Source organism: Bradyrhizobium sp. USDA 3315, assembly GCF_054056795.1.
Genome location: NZ_JBSRYP010000001.1, coordinates 4,321,916 through 4,337,585 on the forward strand (window position 1 = coordinate 4,321,916; position 15,670 = coordinate 4,337,585).

At 65.2% G+C, this 15,670-nt stretch carries 12 protein-coding genes; 3 read left to right on the forward strand and 9 right to left on the reverse strand.

Features of this window, described 5'->3' with window-relative positions; all coding sequences use genetic code 11:
• Position 1: 1 nt before the first annotated feature.
• A complete protein-coding gene (locus ACVIYL_RS19890) occupies positions 2 to 1,546 on the forward strand; it encodes a SpoVR family protein (protein WP_057014891.1) in 1,545 nt (514 codons plus the stop codon).
• Positions 1,547 to 1,797: 251 nt separating this feature from the next.
• On the forward strand, positions 1,798 to 2,994 hold the full coding sequence (locus tag ACVIYL_RS19895; RefSeq protein WP_310882989.1) for an ABC transporter substrate-binding protein: 1,197 nt from the start codon (positions 1,798 to 1,800) through the stop codon (positions 2,992 to 2,994).
• 78 nt (positions 2,995 to 3,072) lie between these two features.
• Here ACVIYL_RS19895 and ACVIYL_RS19900 read toward each other — a convergent pair whose 3' ends face one another.
• The 4 genes from ACVIYL_RS19900 to ACVIYL_RS19915 form a co-directional block, all read right to left on the reverse strand.
• Positions 3,073 to 4,128, reverse strand: a complete 1,056-nt coding sequence (locus ACVIYL_RS19900) for a 2-oxoacid:ferredoxin oxidoreductase subunit beta (protein ID WP_028332672.1) — start codon at positions 4,126 to 4,128, stop codon at positions 3,073 to 3,075.
• Positions 4,125 to 5,972 (reverse strand): 2-oxoacid:acceptor oxidoreductase subunit alpha, encoded by a 1,848-nt coding sequence (locus ACVIYL_RS19905; protein ID WP_176937027.1) that lies wholly within the window; start codon positions 5,970 to 5,972, stop codon positions 4,125 to 4,127. Before ACVIYL_RS19905 ends, ACVIYL_RS19900 begins: the two co-directional genes overlap by 4 nt.
• Complete coding sequence (locus tag ACVIYL_RS19910) at positions 5,942 to 7,741, reverse strand: FAD-dependent oxidoreductase (RefSeq protein ID WP_310882990.1); 1,800 nt, start codon at positions 7,739 to 7,741, stop codon at positions 5,942 to 5,944. The genes ACVIYL_RS19905 and ACVIYL_RS19910 overlap by 31 nt, the downstream gene beginning before the upstream one ends.
• Positions 7,742 to 8,030: 289 nt before the next feature.
• Entirely contained in the window at positions 8,031 to 8,702 is a 672-nt protein-coding gene (locus tag ACVIYL_RS19915; protein WP_253607452.1) for a DUF4286 family protein, read from the reverse strand.
• A 184-nt stretch (positions 8,703 to 8,886) separates the two neighbouring features.
• On the opposite strand from ACVIYL_RS19915, the gene ACVIYL_RS19920 reads away from it, so the two are divergent.
• Entirely contained in the window at positions 8,887 to 11,265 is a 2,379-nt protein-coding gene (locus ACVIYL_RS19920; protein WP_310882991.1) for a caspase family protein, read from the forward strand.
• 64 nt (positions 11,266 to 11,329) lie between these two features.
• Here ACVIYL_RS19920 and pip read toward each other — a convergent pair whose 3' ends face one another.
• From pip to pqqB, 5 genes are read right to left on the reverse strand one after another with little or no spacing between them, the layout of a single operon-like run.
• Positions 11,330 to 12,301 (reverse strand): prolyl aminopeptidase, encoded by a 972-nt coding sequence (gene pip, locus ACVIYL_RS19925; RefSeq protein WP_092085712.1) that lies wholly within the window; start codon positions 12,299 to 12,301, stop codon positions 11,330 to 11,332.
• A complete protein-coding gene (gene pqqE, locus ACVIYL_RS19930) occupies positions 12,291 to 13,535 on the reverse strand; it encodes a pyrroloquinoline quinone biosynthesis protein PqqE (RefSeq protein WP_253607455.1) in 1,245 nt (414 codons plus the stop codon). The genes pip and pqqE overlap by 11 nt, the downstream gene beginning before the upstream one ends.
• Positions 13,532 to 13,840: a pyrroloquinoline quinone biosynthesis peptide chaperone PqqD gene (pqqD, locus tag ACVIYL_RS19935; RefSeq protein WP_253607456.1), complete on the reverse strand. Its 309-nt coding sequence runs from the start codon at positions 13,838 to 13,840 to the stop codon at positions 13,532 to 13,534. Before pqqD ends, pqqE begins: the two co-directional genes overlap by 4 nt.
• A gap of 10 nt (positions 13,841 to 13,850) precedes the next feature.
• Positions 13,851 to 14,606 (reverse strand): pyrroloquinoline-quinone synthase PqqC, encoded by a 756-nt coding sequence (gene pqqC, locus ACVIYL_RS19940; RefSeq protein ID WP_057015091.1) that lies wholly within the window; start codon positions 14,604 to 14,606, stop codon positions 13,851 to 13,853.
• Positions 14,607 to 14,626: 20 nt separating this feature from the next.
• Positions 14,627 to 15,556 (reverse strand): pyrroloquinoline quinone biosynthesis protein PqqB, encoded by a 930-nt coding sequence (gene pqqB / locus ACVIYL_RS19945; protein WP_310882992.1) that lies wholly within the window; start codon positions 15,554 to 15,556, stop codon positions 14,627 to 14,629.
• Positions 15,557 to 15,670 lie beyond the last annotated feature (114 nt).

The following is a 15,670-nucleotide window of genomic DNA, read 5'->3' on the forward strand; positions in this document are numbered from 1 at the left end:
GATGGGTTCTTCCGGGGAACGGCTGTTCGAGGGCGCCGATTGGGATTTCCAGACCTTGCAGCGGGTCCACGACGCCTGCGAGAAAATCGCGCGCACCGAGCTCGGGCTCGACGTCTATCCCAACCAGATCGAGGTGATCACCGCCGAGCAGATGCTCGACGCCTATTCCTCGGTCGGCATGCCGCTGTTCTACAAGCACTGGTCATTCGGCAAGCAATTCGCGTTCCAGGAAGCGTCCTATCGCAAGGGTCTGATGGGCCTCGCCTATGAGATCGTGATCAATTCCTCGCCGTGCATCTCCTATCTGATGGAGGAGAACACGGCGACGATGCAGACGCTGGTGATCGCGCACGCGGCGTTCGGGCACAATCACTTCTTCAAGAACAACTATCTGTTCAAGCAGTGGACCGATGCCGACGGCATTCTCGACTATCTGGAATTCGCCAAGGGCTACATCGCGGTCTGCGAGGACCGCCACGGCCGCGAGACGGTGGAGCGGACGCTCGATGCCGCGCATGCGCTGATGTCGCATGGCGTCGACCGCTATCCCGGAAAGAAGACGCTCGATTTGCGTGCCGAGGAGAAGCGTGCCGGCGAGCGCCGGCAGCACGAGGAAAGCGTGTTCAACGATTTGTGGCGGACGGTGCCGAACACCAAGGCCAAGAGCAAGGCTACGCTCACGGCCGAGCGCCGCCGCGCGCTGCTCGGCTTGCCGCAGGAGAACATCCTCTATTTCCTCGAGAAGACCGCGCCGCGCCTTGCACCCTGGCAGCGCGAGCTGATCCGCATCGTCCGCCACATCGCGCAGTATTTCTACCCGCAGGGCCAGACCAAGGTGATGAACGAGGGCACCGCGACCTACGTCCATTACCGCATCATGAGCCGGCTGCATCAGCAGGGCCGGCTCACCGACGGCAATTTCCTCGAATTCCTGCAGTCGCACACCAATGTGGTGTTCCAGCCCGAATTCGACGACCGCCGCTATTCCGGCTTCAATCCCTACGCGCTCGGCTTCGCCATGATGCAGGACATCGAGCGGATCGTGAAAAATCCGGAGGACGAGGACCGCGAGTGGTTCCCCGATATCGCCGGCAAGGGCGACGTCGAGGGCGTGCTGCGCGAGATCTGGAGCAACTACCGCGACGAGAGCTTCATCAACCAGTTCCTCAGCCCGGCGCTGATCCGGCGCTTCCGCATGTTCCATTTGCACGACGACCCCGCGGAAAGCCAGGGGATCAAGGTCGACGCGATCCACGACGAGCGCGGCTACCGCCGGGTCCGCCGCGAACTGGCACGGCAATACGACGTCGGCTTCGTCGACGCCAATATCGAGGTCGTGGATGTCGATCTCGACGGCGATCGCCGCCTGATGCTGCGCCACACCACCGTGAAGGGCGCGCAACTCAACGAGACCGACGCGCGGCGCGTGCTGCAACACCTCGCCGATCTGTGGTCCTACGACGTCGCGCTGACCGAAATCGACGGCACCGACAAGGTGCTGAAGGAATACGTCGTCAGCCCGCGCGCGGCTGCGGTCGCGGCCTGAGGATCACGCTCTCGCTGACATGAGCGCGGCGCACACCGCCGCGCGGAATGCGAGTCTTGCTCGGTGAACCTTCATGTCTATCGAAGGCTCACATCATGAACATGCCGGCAACATTCCGACTTGAAAGCGCATGGCGTTCTATGCGCGAACGCGATTGCCGGCATGCGGAAATCTCGCGAGACGTTCTTGGTGATTGCCTGCGCGGACGCGATGGATAATGTGCGCCGCGTCAAGAAAACCAAGAAAAGGATATGCTCTTGTCAACTCGCTCCCGCCTGGCGGGCTTTCTCGCCTTCACCGCGCTCACGGCCTCGTTGACCTCGCCGTCCGTGGCGGCCGATACCGCGATCAAAATAGGAAACACCGCGCCCTATAGCGGCCCGGCGTCGGCCTACGGCACGATCGCGCGTGCCGAAGCCGCGTATTTCCAGATGCTCAACGATCAAGGCGGCATCAACGGCCGCAAGATCGACTTCGAGAGCCTCGACGACGCCTATTCGCCGTCGAAGACCGTCGAGCAGACCCGCAAGCTCGTCGAGCAGGACGAGGTGCTCGCGATCTTCAGCGCGGTCGGCACCGCGCCGAACATCTCGGTGCAGAAGTACCTCAACATCAAGCGCGTGCCGCAGCTGTTCGTGTCCTCCGGCGCGACGCGCTGGAACGATCCAAAGCAGTTCCCGTGGACGGTCGGTTTCAATCCGACCTACGAGCTCGAAGGCCGGCTCTACGCAAAATACATCCTGAAGACCAAGCCGGATGCGAAGATCGCCGTCATCACGCCGAACGAGGACGCCGGCAAGGACTATCTGAGGGGTTTCAAGGACGGGCTCGGCGAGCATGTCGGCCAGATCGTCGCCGAGACCACGTATCTCACGACCGATCCCACCATCGATTCCCAGATGGTGACGATGCGCGAGTCCGGCGCGGACGTCTTCTTCGCGGAGGCGACGCCGAAATTCGCGGCCCAGGCGCTGCGCAAGGCGGCGAGCATGGGCTGGAAGCCGCTGACCATCCTGCCGACCGTCTCGAACTCGGTCTCCGCGGTGCTTGAACCGGCCGGTCTCGAGAACGTCATCGGCGTCGTGACCGGGCTCTATCTGAAGGATCCGACCGATCCGCGCTGGGCCGACGATCCCGCGCAGAAGGAGTTTGCGGACTGGATGAAGAAGTACCAGCCGAATGCGAGCCCGGGCGACCTCTTCAACGTGCAGGGCTACACGGTGGCGCAGGTCATGACGGCGGTGCTGAAGAACTGCAACGGCGACTACAGCCGTGCCAACATCATCAAGCAGGCGACCAATCTGAAGGCGCTCGAGCTGCCGATGCTGTTGCCCGGCATCAAGGTGCAGACCGAGCCCGACAATGTGACGCCGATCCGGCAAATCCAGATGGCGCGGTTCGACGGCAAGTCCTGGGCGCTGTTCGGCGACGTCTTGAGCGACAAGTAGCCGTCACCAACTCCGCTGTCGTCCCTGCCTAGTGCGCAATTGCACACGGGAGGACGACACGGAGTGTGCTGCCGCTGCTCAGCGCAGGCTGGCGTTGATCTTGTCCAGCACGGCTGAACCCGGGCACAGCGCTTGTTCGTCGAGCGTGTTGAGCGGCGTCTCGACGGTGTCGAGATGGGTGTGCAGATCCTCGGCATCCGGATCGACATAGAGCAGGCCAGTGACGATTTGGCCCTTGGCCGCGTGCTTCTGCAGGAAGGTCATCGCGCCCAGACGATCATGCGGATCGTAATCGGCGTCGAGCTTGCGCAGCGCGAGCCGCGAGCCGTCATGCTGCTCGACCACCTGCACGGTGCCCGGCGCATAGTCGACGCTGATCGGATCGCGGCCGACCAGCACGTCGAGGCGGTTCACCGCGTCATTGTGCTCGCGGACATAGTCAAAGCTCTTGGTCGAGCCGGCGTGGTTGTTGAAGGCGATGCAGGGGCTGATCACGTCGATGAAGGACGCCCCCTTGTGGCGGATCGCAGCGGCAATCAAGGGAACCAATTGGGTCTTGTCGCCGGAGAAGCTGCGCGCCACGAAGGTGGCGCCGAGTTGCAGCGCGATCGCGACCAGGTCGATCGCATTGTCGGTATTGGTGACGCCCTTTTTCGATTTCGAGCCGCGGTCGGCGGTGGCCGAGAACTGGCCCTTGGTCAGACCGTACACGCCGTTGTTCTCGACGATGTAGGTCATGTTGACGGCGCGCCGGATCGAATGCGCGAACTGGCCGAAGCCGATCGAGGCGGAATCGCCGTCGCCGGAGACGCCGAGATAGATCAGGTCGCGGTTGGCCAGGTTGGCGCCGGTCAGCACCGACGGCATGCGGCCGTGCACCGAGTTGAAGCCGTGCGAATTGCCGAGGAAATAGTCCGGCGTCTTCGACGAGCAGCCGATGCCGGAAATCTTCGCCACCCGGTGCGGCTCGATCGAGAGCTCGTAGCAGGCCTCGATGATCGAGGCGGTGATCGAATCGTGGCCGCAGCCGGCGCACAGCGTCGAGATCTTCCCCTCGTAGTCGCGGTGGGTATAGCCCAGCTCGTTCTTCTTCAGGCCGGGATGATGAAACTTCGGCTTTGCAATGTAGGTCATGTCACGGCCTTGCGGAGAGGGGTCACCTTGAGATGATCCTGGTGGTCGCCGATCGCGCCCGCGATGAAGCGCGCGGTGATCGGCGTGCCGTCATAGTGCAGGATCGGCACCAGCCTGACGGGGTCGATGCCGTTCTCGTTGACGATCAGCTGGCGAAGCTGCGCGTCGCGGTTCTGCTCGACCACGTAGACGAAGTCGTGGTCGGCGATGAAGCTCGCGACGCTGGAGTGGAACGGGAAGGCGCGGATGCGCATGCGGTCGAGCTGGTGGCCGCGCGCCTCCAGGATCCCGATCGCCTCGTCCATCGCGGGCGAGGTCGAGCCGAAATAGATCACGCCGTATTTGGTGGGCTTTGCCGCATTGGCCTGCAGCGGCCGCGGCACCATGTCCTGCGCGGTCTCGAACTTGCGCACCAGGCGTTGCATGTTGTCGGCGTAGACCGCGCCTTCCTCGGAATAGCGCGCGTAGCGGTCGCGCGAGGTGCCGCGGGTGAAGTAGGAACCCTTGGTCGGATGCGTGCCGGGATAGGTGCGATAGGGGATGCCGTCGCCGTCGACGTCGAGATAGCGGCCGAAGTCGCGGCCTTCCTCGAGCATCTCCGCCGTCATCACCTTGCCGCGGTCGTATTGCTTGGCGTCGTCCCACTTCAGCGGGCGGCACAGCCGGTGGTTCATGCCGATGTCGAGATCGAGCATCAGGAAGATCGTGGTCTGCAGCCGCTCGGCGAGGTCGAAGGCGGCCGCGGCGAACTCGAACGCCTCCGCCGGATCTTCCGGGAACAGCAGCACATGCTTGGTATCGCCGTGCGAGGCATAGGCGCAGGCGATCACGTCGCATTGCTGGGTGCGGGTCGGCATGCCCGTCGAGGGGCCGGCGCGCTGGATGTTCATGATCACGGCCGGGATCTCGGCGAAATAGGACAGGCCGATGAACTCAGTCATCAGCGAGATGCCCGGACCCGACGTCGCGGTGAAGGCCCGTGCGCCGTTCCAGGAGGCGCCGATCACGATGCCGATCGAGGCGAGCTCGTCCTCGCCCTGCACGATCGCGTATTTCGCCTTGCCGGTCTCGGGATCGTGGCGGTACTTCTTGCAGTGGCTGGTGAAGGCTTCCGCCACCGACGATGACGGCGTGATCGGATACCACGCGCACACGGTGGCGCCGCCATAGACGGCGCCGAGCGCGGCCGCGCTGTTGCCTTCGACGAAGATGCGGTCGCCGACCTTGTCGGACTTCTTCACCCGCAGCCCGACCGGGCATTTCAGGTTTTGCAGCGCCCAGTCGCGGCCGAGATGCAGCGCATGGACGTTGGAGGACAGCAGCTTCTCCTTGCCCTTGTACTGCTCGCCGATGAGCTGCTCGACCAGCTTGGGATCGAGGTCGAGCAGGGCACAGAGCGCGCCGAGATAGATGATGTTCTTGAACAGCTGGCGCTGCCTGGGATCGGTGTAGGTCGAGTTGGTGATCGCGGTCAGCGGCACGCCGATGACGGTGATGTCCTCGCGGAATTTCGACGACGGCATCGGCTTGGTCGAATCGTAGAACAGATAGCCGCCGGGCTCGATCGAGGCGACGTCCTTGTCCCAGGTCTGCGGGTTCATCGCCACCATCAGGTCGACGCCGCCGCGGGCGCCGAGATGGCCGTCCTCGGTGACGCGCACCTCATACCAGGTCGGCAGGCCCTGGATGTTGGACGGGAAGATGTTGCGTGGCGAGACCGGTACGCCGTGGCGCAGGATCGAGCGCGCGAACAGCTCGTTGGCGGAAGCCGAGCCCGAACCGTTGACGTTGGCGAAGCGGACGACGAAGTCGTTTACGCTGCTGATCGGGCTTTGGACTGACATGTTGATCCCGCTTGAACCATATCGATGAGGTACTTCTGCATGTCCCAGGCGCCGGTCGGGCAGCGCTCGGCACACAGCCCGCAATGCAGGCAGACGTCTTCGTCCTTCACCATGACGCGGCCGGTCTTGAGGTCGCCGGAAACGTACAGCGCCTGGTCGTGATGCGGCGAGGGCGCTTTCAGCCGCTGCCGCACCTCATCCTCTTCGCCGTTCGGGGTGAAGGTGATGCAGTCCATCGGACAGATGTCGACGCAGGCGTCGCACTCGATGCAGAGCGGCGCGGAAAACACCGTCTGCACGTCGCAATTCAGGCAGCGCTGCGCCTCGCCGAGCGCGAGCTTGAGGTCGTAACCGAGCTCGACCTCGGCGCGGATGTCCTTCAGCGCGACCACCTTGTCGCGATGCGGCACCTTGAAGCGCTTGTCGGCGGAGATGTCGTTGTCGTAGCTCCACTCGTGGATGCCCATCTTCTGCGAGGAGACGTGCACCTCGGGCAGCGGGCGCTCGTTGATGTCCTCGCCGGACAGCATGCGGTGGATGGAGAGCGCGGCGTCGTGGCCATGCGCCACCGCCCAGATGATGTTCTTCGGCCCGAACGCCGCATCGCCGCCGAAGAACACCTTCGGATTGGTCGAGACGAACGTCTTGGGATCGACCTTCGGCATGTGCCACTTGTCGAATTCGATGCCGCAATCGGCTTCGATCCAGGGGAACGCGTTCTCCTGGCCGACCGCAACGAGCACATCGTCGCAGGGCACGGTCTCGTCAGGCTCGCCCGAGGGCACCAGACTGCGGCGGCCCGTGGCGTTGTACTCCGCCTTCACCTTCTGGAAGGTAACGCCGATCAGCTTGCCGGCCACATGCTTGAACGCCACCGGCACCATGTAGTTCAGGATCGGGATGTCCTCGTGAAGCGCGTCTTCCTTCTCCCACGGCGAAGCCTTCATTTCCTCGAAGCCGGAGCGGACAATCACCTTGACGCTTTCGCCGCCGAGGCGGCGCGCGGTGCGGCAGCAATCCATCGCCGTGTTGCCGCCGCCGAGCACGATGACGCGGCGGCCGATCTTGTCGACGTGGCCGAACGACACGTTGGCCAGCCACTCGATGCCGATATGGATGTTGGCGGCGCCCTCCTTGCGGCCGGGGATGTCGAGCTCGCGGCCGCGCGGTGCGCCAGAGCCGACAAAGATCGCGTCATAGTTCTCGGCGAGCAGCTGCTTCAGGCTGTCGACGCGCTGACCACCCTTGAACTCGACACCGAGGTTCAGGATGTAGTCGGTCTCCTCGTCGATCACGCTGTCGGGCAGGCGGAATTTCGGAATCTGGCTGCGCATCATGCCGCCGGCCTTGGGATCGCCGTCGAACACGGTGCAGTGATAGCCGAGCGGCGCGAGATCGCGCGCCACGGTGAGCGAGGCAGGGCCGCCGCCGACCAGCGCGATGCGCTTGCCGTTCTTCGGCCCGGGCTTCGGCAGCCGGTGCTTGATGTCGTCCTTGAAGTCCGCGGCGACGCGCTTCAGGCGGCAGATCGCGACCGGGTTGTCCTCGACCCGGCCGCGGCGGCATGCCGGCTCGCATGGACGGTCGCAGGTGCGCCCGAGAATGCCGGGGAACACGTTGGACTTCCAATTGATCATGTAGGCGTCGCTGTAACGCCCCTCAGCAATCAACCGGATGTACTCGGGAACAGGGGTGTGTGCGGGACAGGCCCATTGGCAATCGACTACTTTGTGGAAGTAATCAGGCGCCGAGATATCAGTCGGTTTCATTCCTACCTTTGACCCGCGCGAAAATGCCAGACCCGCGCGGCCTTATCGTTGACGACGAACGCTCACGTGGCGTTGTTCTGGTTTTTGAATTGGATCATAGGCTTATCTTATTAGAGCCGTTCCAGAGAAGGCAAAGGCTAAATTGTCCGATCATCAGCTTTCGCGCGGCTGATGCGCGTGTAGCGTTAATCTCGATTGCGTTATGTGGCGGTGCAGCATGATCTGCATCGCCACGCTTGCTTGAGAAAATGTTTTTCGGGACAGCGCTTCGCACGCTTCCGGATCAGGCTTACTCGCGCGGAAGGTCGCTCTTCGCGATATCCCACAACAGCTTGTAGACTCCGCTGGTGACCACGAGCGGCTTCAAGGCTGCATTGCCGGTGATGCCTGCGGCCGCTGCGGGGACCGCGCCGACGTCGGTGGCGTCGATCAGCACGAACCAGTCGCCGGCGCCGGGATCGGGTTTCGCCGCATCCGGCGTGAGCGGTTTCGACAGGTCAGGGTCGTTCTCCAGGAGGTGCATCGAGATGATGCCGTCGCGCGAAGCTGGATCGAGTTGCTCCCGCAATGCAACGCGAAGTTTGTCCGCGCCTTCGGCAGGCGGGCGCAGGCGGATGATGCCGAGGGCTGCGCCCCTGCCGACGCCGCGGCTGATCGTGATGCGGGCAACGCCCCGGATCATGTTCTGAAAGCGCGCGATATTGGCCTTCGACCAGTCGGTCTGGTTGGCGAGCGCCTTGCGATAGGCCGGGCTCTCGAGCACATCGAAGGTCGCGGTCGAGTAGAGGCTGAGATATTTCGGCTTGCCATCATGGGCGACGTAGCGGCGGGCTTCCAGGAAGCCGTCGATGGCGACCCGTTCCTCGAGATGTTCGCGGTCGTACCAGCGATTGAATTCAGCTTCGTGCAAGCTGTCGATATCCATCGAAGTCAGCAGCATGCCTTGTCCGGCGATTGGCATCGAGTGCTCCTTTTTTGCCTGTTTTATCCACGCAATATCGCCTGATCGCGCAAACCAGGGAAGCCGGTTCCCGTCACCACAGACCAAGGATTGCCACAATTGCTGCAATGCTGTTCAGCACCGGTTCACAGAGGTAGCATTTCATTCGTTACGCCAACTCTCGAGAAGAAAAGGGACGACCACCATGGCACGCATTCTGTGGGCATTGATCGTCGGTCTGGTGTCGCTCGCCTCGCTTCCCGTGCATGCGCAGGATCAGGAAAAGCGTCTCGCACTTGTCGTCGGCAACGGCGCCTATGAGGCCGGCGCGTTGCAAACCGCCGCGAACGACGCCGGCCTGATCGCGCAGACCTTGCAGGCCGCCGGCTTCGACGTGATCGGCGCACGCGATCTCGATGGCGAGACGCTGCGCAAATCGTTCCGCGATTTCATGCAGAAGGTGCAGGAGGCGGGGCCCAATGCCGTGGCCTTCGTGTATCTCGCCGGCTACGGCGTGCAGCTCACCGGCGAGAACTATTTCGTGCCGGTCGACGCCAAGATTGCCCGCGACACCGACGTGCCGGTCGAGGCGATCCGCATCTCCGACTACAGCCATCAGCTCTCGGCGCTGCCGATCAAGGCCGGCGTGATCGTGCTCGATGCGGCGCGCAGCAATCCCTTCGCCAAGGAGGGCCAGCCGCTGGCCGGTGGTCTTGCGCTGGTCGATCCCGATCCGAAGATGCTGATCGGCTTCAACTCGGCGCCCGGCACCGTCGCCCCTGACGGTGCGCCGCCGTACGGGCCTTATGCGCAAGCGTTGGCGGAAATGATCCGCACCGGCGGCCTGACCTTGCCCGAGGTGTTCGACCGCGTTCGCCTGCGCGTCAACGAGATGACCAAGGGCGCCGAGATCCCGTGGGATGCGCACAAGGTCGACGCGCCCTTCATGTTCTTCGAGCGCAAGCCGGACGCGCCGCCGCAGCAGGTCGATGCCGGGCTGCGTACCAAGCCGATCCGCGATTTCTCGGCGCAGGATGCCTACGCCGCGGCGCTGGAGCGCGACACGCTGCAGGGCTACGAGGATTACCTGCAGGCCTATCCGAACGATCCGCTGGCCAAGCGCGTGCGCGCGATCGTGGCGGCGCGGCGCGAGGCGATCACCTGGCGGCGCACCTACAACGCCGACTCGACTGATGCGTATTGGTCGTATCTGCGGCGCTATCCGCGCGGGCCGCATGCCTACGACTGCCGGCGCCGGCTCGCCTATCTGTCGGCCGCGCTGGAGCCGCCGGCGCAGTTCACGGTGCTCGACTACGACGTGCCGCCGCCGCCGCCCGACGAGATCGACTATGTCGACCGCCCGGTGCTGTATTACAGCGATCCGGTGTTCGCCTTCGCGCCGCCACCGCCGCCGCCGGTGTTCTTCCTGCCGCCGCCGCCGCCGGACTTCGTCGTGCTGCCGCCACCGCCGCCGCCGATCGGCCTGTACGTGCTGCCGACGCCGATGTTCGTGGCGATGCCGGCCTATGTCGCCGCACCGGCCTATGTCGTGCCGCCGCAGAACAACATCGTGTTCAACAACATCCACAACACCACGGTCATCAACACGGTCATCAACAATCCCAACCCGACGCCGGCGCAGCTCCATGCGGCCGGGGTGACGGCGGCGATGGGCGGCGCGCCGGTGACGGCGGCACCGCGACTGCCGGCCGCGGCGATGCAGCGCGCCAATCTGCCGGGCGCTCCGCAAGGCGCGACGCCCGCGCAGGGCGCGGCGATGGGAGCTCCGCGCGCCGCACCGAACGCTGCCGCGGCGCCGAACGCTGCTGCCACTCCGAATGCTGCCGCCGCTCCGAATGCGATGGGCGCGCCGGGCACGCCGGGTGCGCATACACTGCCGGGCGCGAAAAATGGACCGCCGCTGCCGCAGTCGGCGACCGCACCGGCCAATGCCATGCAGCATGGCGCTGTGCCGCCGGGAGCCGCACAACCCGGCGCCGCGCAACCTGGCGCAAAGCCGAATGCGGTGGTGCCGGGCAAGCCGGCGACTGCCATGGCGCCTGCCAATGCGCAGCCTGCTCCTCCGGCCAAGCCCGGTGTCGCGCCGGCGACCAGCGCGCCCGCCTCACCCGCGGCCGCCGGCAAGCCAGGTGCGCAACCGCTCCCGCATGCGGCGACCGCGCCGACCGCAAACGTGAAGCCCTCGGCGGCACCGTCACCGGCGAACCGCGCGATGTCGACACGGCCGACCCCGGCCGCGCGCCCGGCACCCGCGCGCGCGGCGGTGTCGCCGGCGCCGGTCTCCCGGCCCGCGCCGGCGCATGCGGCAGCTCCGCCGGTCCATGCCGCAGCTCCGCCCGTGCGGGCTGCGGCTCCGCCGGCGCGGCCGGTTGCCCCGCCACCTCGTGCTGCGGCTTTGCCGCCGCGTCCGGCTCCGGCACCGGCTCCGCGCGCCGCGCCGCCACCACGGCCGGCGATGCAGGTGCAACACGCAGCGCCGTCACCGCGGATGGCGGCGCCACCAAGGCCCGCGGCCGCGCCACGGGCAGCGCCGGCATGTCCTCCCGGCAAGTGCAAACATTGAGGGAAGCAGGGAGTCGGTCGAGTTCTTCACCGGCTCCTGATGTCGAGGGTGTTCCGGCGGCGGTCTAGCGCTTGGCCGCAAGGTCGGCGATCGCCTTCATCACGGCGTTGCGGATGCCGGGATCGTAGAGGATGTGGCCGGCGCCATCGATGATGCGGACCTCGCTGCCCGGCCAGCGCGCGGCGAGCGCGTGCGATGTTGCGGGCGGGCACAACAGATCGTAACGGCCCTGCACCAGGATGCCGGGAATGCCGGCGAGCCTGCCGGCCTCACTCATCAATTGATGCGGCCGCATGAAGCAATTGTTGGCGAAGTAGTGCGCCTCCATGAACGGCGTCGAGGGCAGGGCGCCCGAGGCCTTGAGGTCGAGCCGCGTCTGCTTCGGTGTGTGCTCCGACAACGCGCGTTCGGTGTCGTGCCAGGCGCGCGCGGCCGGCGCATGCAAGGCGGCGTCGGGATCGAGGATGCGGCGATAATAGGCCGCAAGCGGTGCTGCGCGCTCGCTCTCGGGCAGGAAGTTGAGGAAGTCCTCATGGAGGGCGGGATAGAAGCGCGGCAAGGCGCGCAGGAAAACGTCGTCCAGCTCCTCGGCTGTGCCGAGAAACGTCGCGCGGAGCACCAGCCCGCTGACCCGCTCAGGGTGGGCCTGCGCATAAGCCAGCGCCAGCGTCGCGCCCCAGGAGCCGCCGACCACCATCCAACGCGCGAAGCCGAAGCGCTCGCGGATCTTCTCCATATCCGCGATCAGGTGCTGCGTCGTGTTGTTGTCGCGGCTGCCCTTCGGCCGGCTGCGGCCGCAGCCGCGCTGGTCGAACAGCACGGCGTGAAAGCGCTCGGGATCGAACAGCCGGCGATGATCGGGCTGACAGCCGCTGCCGGGGCCGCCATGCAGATAGACCGCGGGAATGCCGCCCTCGCGCCCGACGCTCTCGACATGGAGATCGTGGCCATCGCCGACGTCGAGCCATTCCGACGTCAGCGGCGCAAAGGGATCGGCACGCCTCGCGGCCTTGCCGACGTCGGCGTCAGGCGCCATTGCGCTTGTCCTGGGATTCGTTCCGGGGGTGGTCCGTCTCCAACGTGCCGCCGGCGAAGTTGCGATACAGGAAACGGTTCTGCGTGCCGGCGGATTCCCGCTCGGCCTGCTTGAAGATCTCCTCGTGTCGCGGCGACAGCGCGCAGGCCGGGTCGGTGTTGCCGGCATCGCCGGTCAGCGCAAAGGCCTGGCAGCGGCAGCCGCCGTAATCGATCTCGCGGAATTCGCAACTCTTGCACGGCTCCGGCATCCAGCCGGTGCCGCGATAGCGGTTGAAGGCCTCCGAGTTCTGCCAGATCCAAGCGATCGAATGATTCGAGCGCACCGATTCGAATTCGAGCCCGGTGATGCTTTCGGCGGCGTGGCACGGCAGCACCTTGCCGGCCGGCGAGATGTTGAAGAACTGGCGGCCCCAGCCGCCCATGCATTTCTTCGGCCGCAGCGCGTAGTAATCCGGCACCACATAGTCGATCGCAAGCGTGCCCTTCAGGCGCATTTGGGCTTCCTCGACGATGCGGCTGGTCTCCTCGATCTGCTCGATCGTCGGCATCAGCGCGGCACGGTTCTTCAGCGCCCAGCCGTAATACTGCACGTTGGCGACCTCGAGCCGGTCGGCGTCGAGGTCGACCGCCATCTGGATGATGTCGGTCAGCTGATGCAGGTTCTGCCGGTGCATCACCGCATTCACCGTGAGCGGCAATTCGAGCTCGCGCGTCCATTTCGCGACCTCGAGCTTCTTCTTGTGCGCGTCCTTCAGCCCTGCCACGCGGTCGGCGACGTTGGGCTCGTTGCCCTGAAAACTGATCTGCACATGGCTGAGGCCGGCGTCGGCCAGCGCCGAAAGCTTGTCCCTGGTCAGCAGCACGGCCGAGGTGATCAGGTTGGAATAGAGCCCGACATCGGTCGCGTGCTGCACCAGCTCGACGATGTCCTTGCGCGCGGTCGGCTCGCCGCCGGAGAAATGGATCTGCAGCACGCCGAGCTCGGCAAGCTCGCTCAGCACCTTCTTCCATTCGTCCGTGGTGAGCTCGGTCGAGCCGCGGTCGAGCTCGACCGGGTTCGAGCAGTAGGGGCATTGCAGCGGGCAGCGGTGGGTGATCTCGAGCAGCACCGCGAGCGGGATGCCGTAGGTCTCGGCCGCCGAGCGGCGGCTCTCCAGCACGGCGAGCCCATCGCTTGGGGCTGCGCTCGGGCCCGGCGCTGTCGTCTTGTTGTCGGCGAGCGTGTCACTCATGCTGTGCTCTCGCGCGCTTCGGTGAGAAAACCCTTGTCGGCCAGATCCTGCAGCATCGCGACCACGTCGGTCGCGATCGCCTCGCGTGGAGCGGCGTATTTTTCCGCGAGCTGGTCCACCATCTCGGCGACGCTGTGCATGCCGTCACACAGCTGCAGCACCTCGACCGCGATGTCGTCCGGCGCCAGCACGCGCTCCGGCGCCAGGATCACCCAGACCTGCCGCGTCTCGTCGAATTTCAGCTTGGTATGGCGCGGCAGTTTCGGCCGGCTGGTCTCGCTGACGCTGATGTTGCGGCTGGCCATGATGTTGTCTCTAACCTGTCTTCGGCACGAAGGCGCCGGGCGGAATCTGGCCGTCGACATACGCATGATACAGCGCGTCGAGCTGCACCCACAGCACGTTGGTCTTGAAGATCAGCGCGTTGCAGACCGCTTCGCGCTCCGCCGGCGTCTTGGCGTGCTGCTTGACATAGTCGAGCGCGAAACCGGCGTCGCGCGGCGCCTGGGTCAGGCGGCGGCTGAAATAGCTCATGATGTCGGGGTTGACGAAGTCGTAGTGCTTCAGCATCCCCGAGATGCGCTCCTCGTGCAGGTTCGGCGCGAACAATTCGGTGAGCGAGGAGGCGATCGCTTCCAGCGGCGTGCGATCGCGGCAGAAATGCACATAGGCTTCGACGGCAAAGCGCGTCGCCGGCAGAATGCCTTCGGTGGACTCCACATAGGCCGTGTCGAGGCCGAGGCCCTCGGTCAGCTTCAGCCAGCGCTCGATGCCGCCCTCATTGCCGAGATCTCCGTCATGATCCTCGATGCGGTGGCGCCATTCGATCCTTGTATTGCGGTCGCGGAAGCGCGAGATCACCATCGCGTCCTTCAGCGGGATCGTGCTCTGGTAGTAATAGCGGTTCAGCGCCCAGGCCTGGACCTGGCCCTTGTTGAGCTTGCCGCCGTGCAGCAGGCGGTGGAACGGGTGCAGGCTGTGATAGCGCGTGGCACCGATCGTGCGCAGCGTCGCCTCCATCTCCTCGGCAGTGTCGAGCGTGATGCCCTTGCCGATCGAGAGCGCGGTCATTCCTGAGGTCAGCACGACATTCACAGCACGATCTCCGTTCCGTCGGAGGGAATCTGCCAGCCCGCCTGTTCGGCCGCCTTGCGTTCGGCCGAGGTCCCAAGCAGCGCCGGGTTGGAGTTGTTGATATGCAAAAACACTTTTCGTCCGATGTCGAGCCCGGCGAGGCTTTCGATCGCACCCTGATCGCCCGACATCGCGATATGGCCCATGCCCTGGCCGGTCTTGTTGCCAAGGCCCGCCGCGATCAGTTCGTCGTCGCGCCACACCGTGCCGTCGAAAAACACCAGCGGGGCGCCCTTGAGCCGCGATTTCAGGTCGTCAGTCACCCGTGCGCAGGCGGCCAGGAAATAGAAATATTTGCCGCTGCGCCGGTCCGCAATACGCAGGCCGAGCGTATCGCCGACGCCGTCGGCGCCCGCCGGATGCGCCTTGCCCTCAAGATACCACGCGCCCTTGCCGGGAACCTCAAACGGCAGCACCTCGAGCCCGGACGGCGATCCGTCGGGCAGGGCCGGTTCGAAGGCCTGGTCGACCGCGATCGGCCGGCGCTCGACGTTCTTGTCGCTGAGCACGTTGAAGATGCTGTTCGAACGCAGGATCGCAAGCACCCGCTCATGCGCGTAGATCGTGAACGGCGAACCCTCGCGCATCGACAATAGCCCGGCGACCGCGTCGATCTCGCCATTGGTGAGGATGACGCCCGCGATCGGGCTATGGCGCAGTGCGCCGTGCTTCGGATGCAGCTGTGGCGTGGCAATCAACTGCTGGCGCAGATCCGGGGATGCATTGACCAGGAACCAGTGCACGCCATCGCCGCTGACGGCGATCGAGGCTTGCGTGCTCTGCAGCTCGGGATGGTCGCTTCGCGCCGTCCTGCAGACGGCACAGCCGCAGTTCCACTGCGGAACGCCGCCACCCGCCGCGGCACCCAGGACGACGACACGAAGCATGATCCGTCCCCTGGAGAAGCTTGGCCCTGGAGAAGTTTGTTGGACCCAGAAACGTTACGAGGTGGACCCCGGATTTGAAACACACTCCCTTGCTCGGGAGCGCGTTACGCCCGG

Coding starts and splice junctions, on each gene's coding strand:
- pqqC (WP_057015091.1), bottom strand. CDS start 14,606: ATGACCGCGCTCTCGATCGGCAAGGGCATCACGCTCGACACTGCCGAG.
- pqqE (WP_253607455.1), bottom strand. CDS start 13,535: ATGAGTGACACGCTCGCCGACAACAAGACGACAGCGCCGGGCCCGAGC.
- pqqD (WP_253607456.1), bottom strand. CDS start 13,840: ATGGCCAGCCGCAACATCAGCGTCAGCGAGACCAGCCGGCCGAAACTG.
- ACVIYL_RS19890 (WP_057014891.1), top strand. CDS start 2: ATGGGTTCTTCCGGGGAACGGCTGTTCGAGGGCGCCGATTGGGATTTC.
- pqqB (WP_310882992.1), bottom strand. CDS start 15,556: ATGCTTCGTGTCGTCGTCCTGGGTGCCGCGGCGGGTGGCGGCGTTCCG.
- ACVIYL_RS19915 (WP_253607452.1), bottom strand. CDS start 8,702: ATGCCAATCGCCGGACAAGGCATGCTGCTGACTTCGATGGATATCGAC.
- ACVIYL_RS19895 (WP_310882989.1), top strand. CDS start 1,798: ATGCTCTTGTCAACTCGCTCCCGCCTGGCGGGCTTTCTCGCCTTCACC.
- ACVIYL_RS19910 (WP_310882990.1), bottom strand. CDS start 7,741: ATGAAACCGACTGATATCTCGGCGCCTGATTACTTCCACAAAGTAGTC.
- ACVIYL_RS19920 (WP_310882991.1), top strand. CDS start 8,887: ATGGCACGCATTCTGTGGGCATTGATCGTCGGTCTGGTGTCGCTCGCC.
- pip (WP_092085712.1), bottom strand. CDS start 12,301: ATGGCGCCTGACGCCGACGTCGGCAAGGCCGCGAGGCGTGCCGATCCC.
- ACVIYL_RS19905 (WP_176937027.1), bottom strand. CDS start 5,972: ATGTCAGTCCAAAGCCCGATCAGCAGCGTAAACGACTTCGTCGTCCGC.
- ACVIYL_RS19900 (WP_028332672.1), bottom strand. CDS start 4,128: ATGACCTACATTGCAAAGCCGAAGTTTCATCATCCCGGCCTGAAGAAG.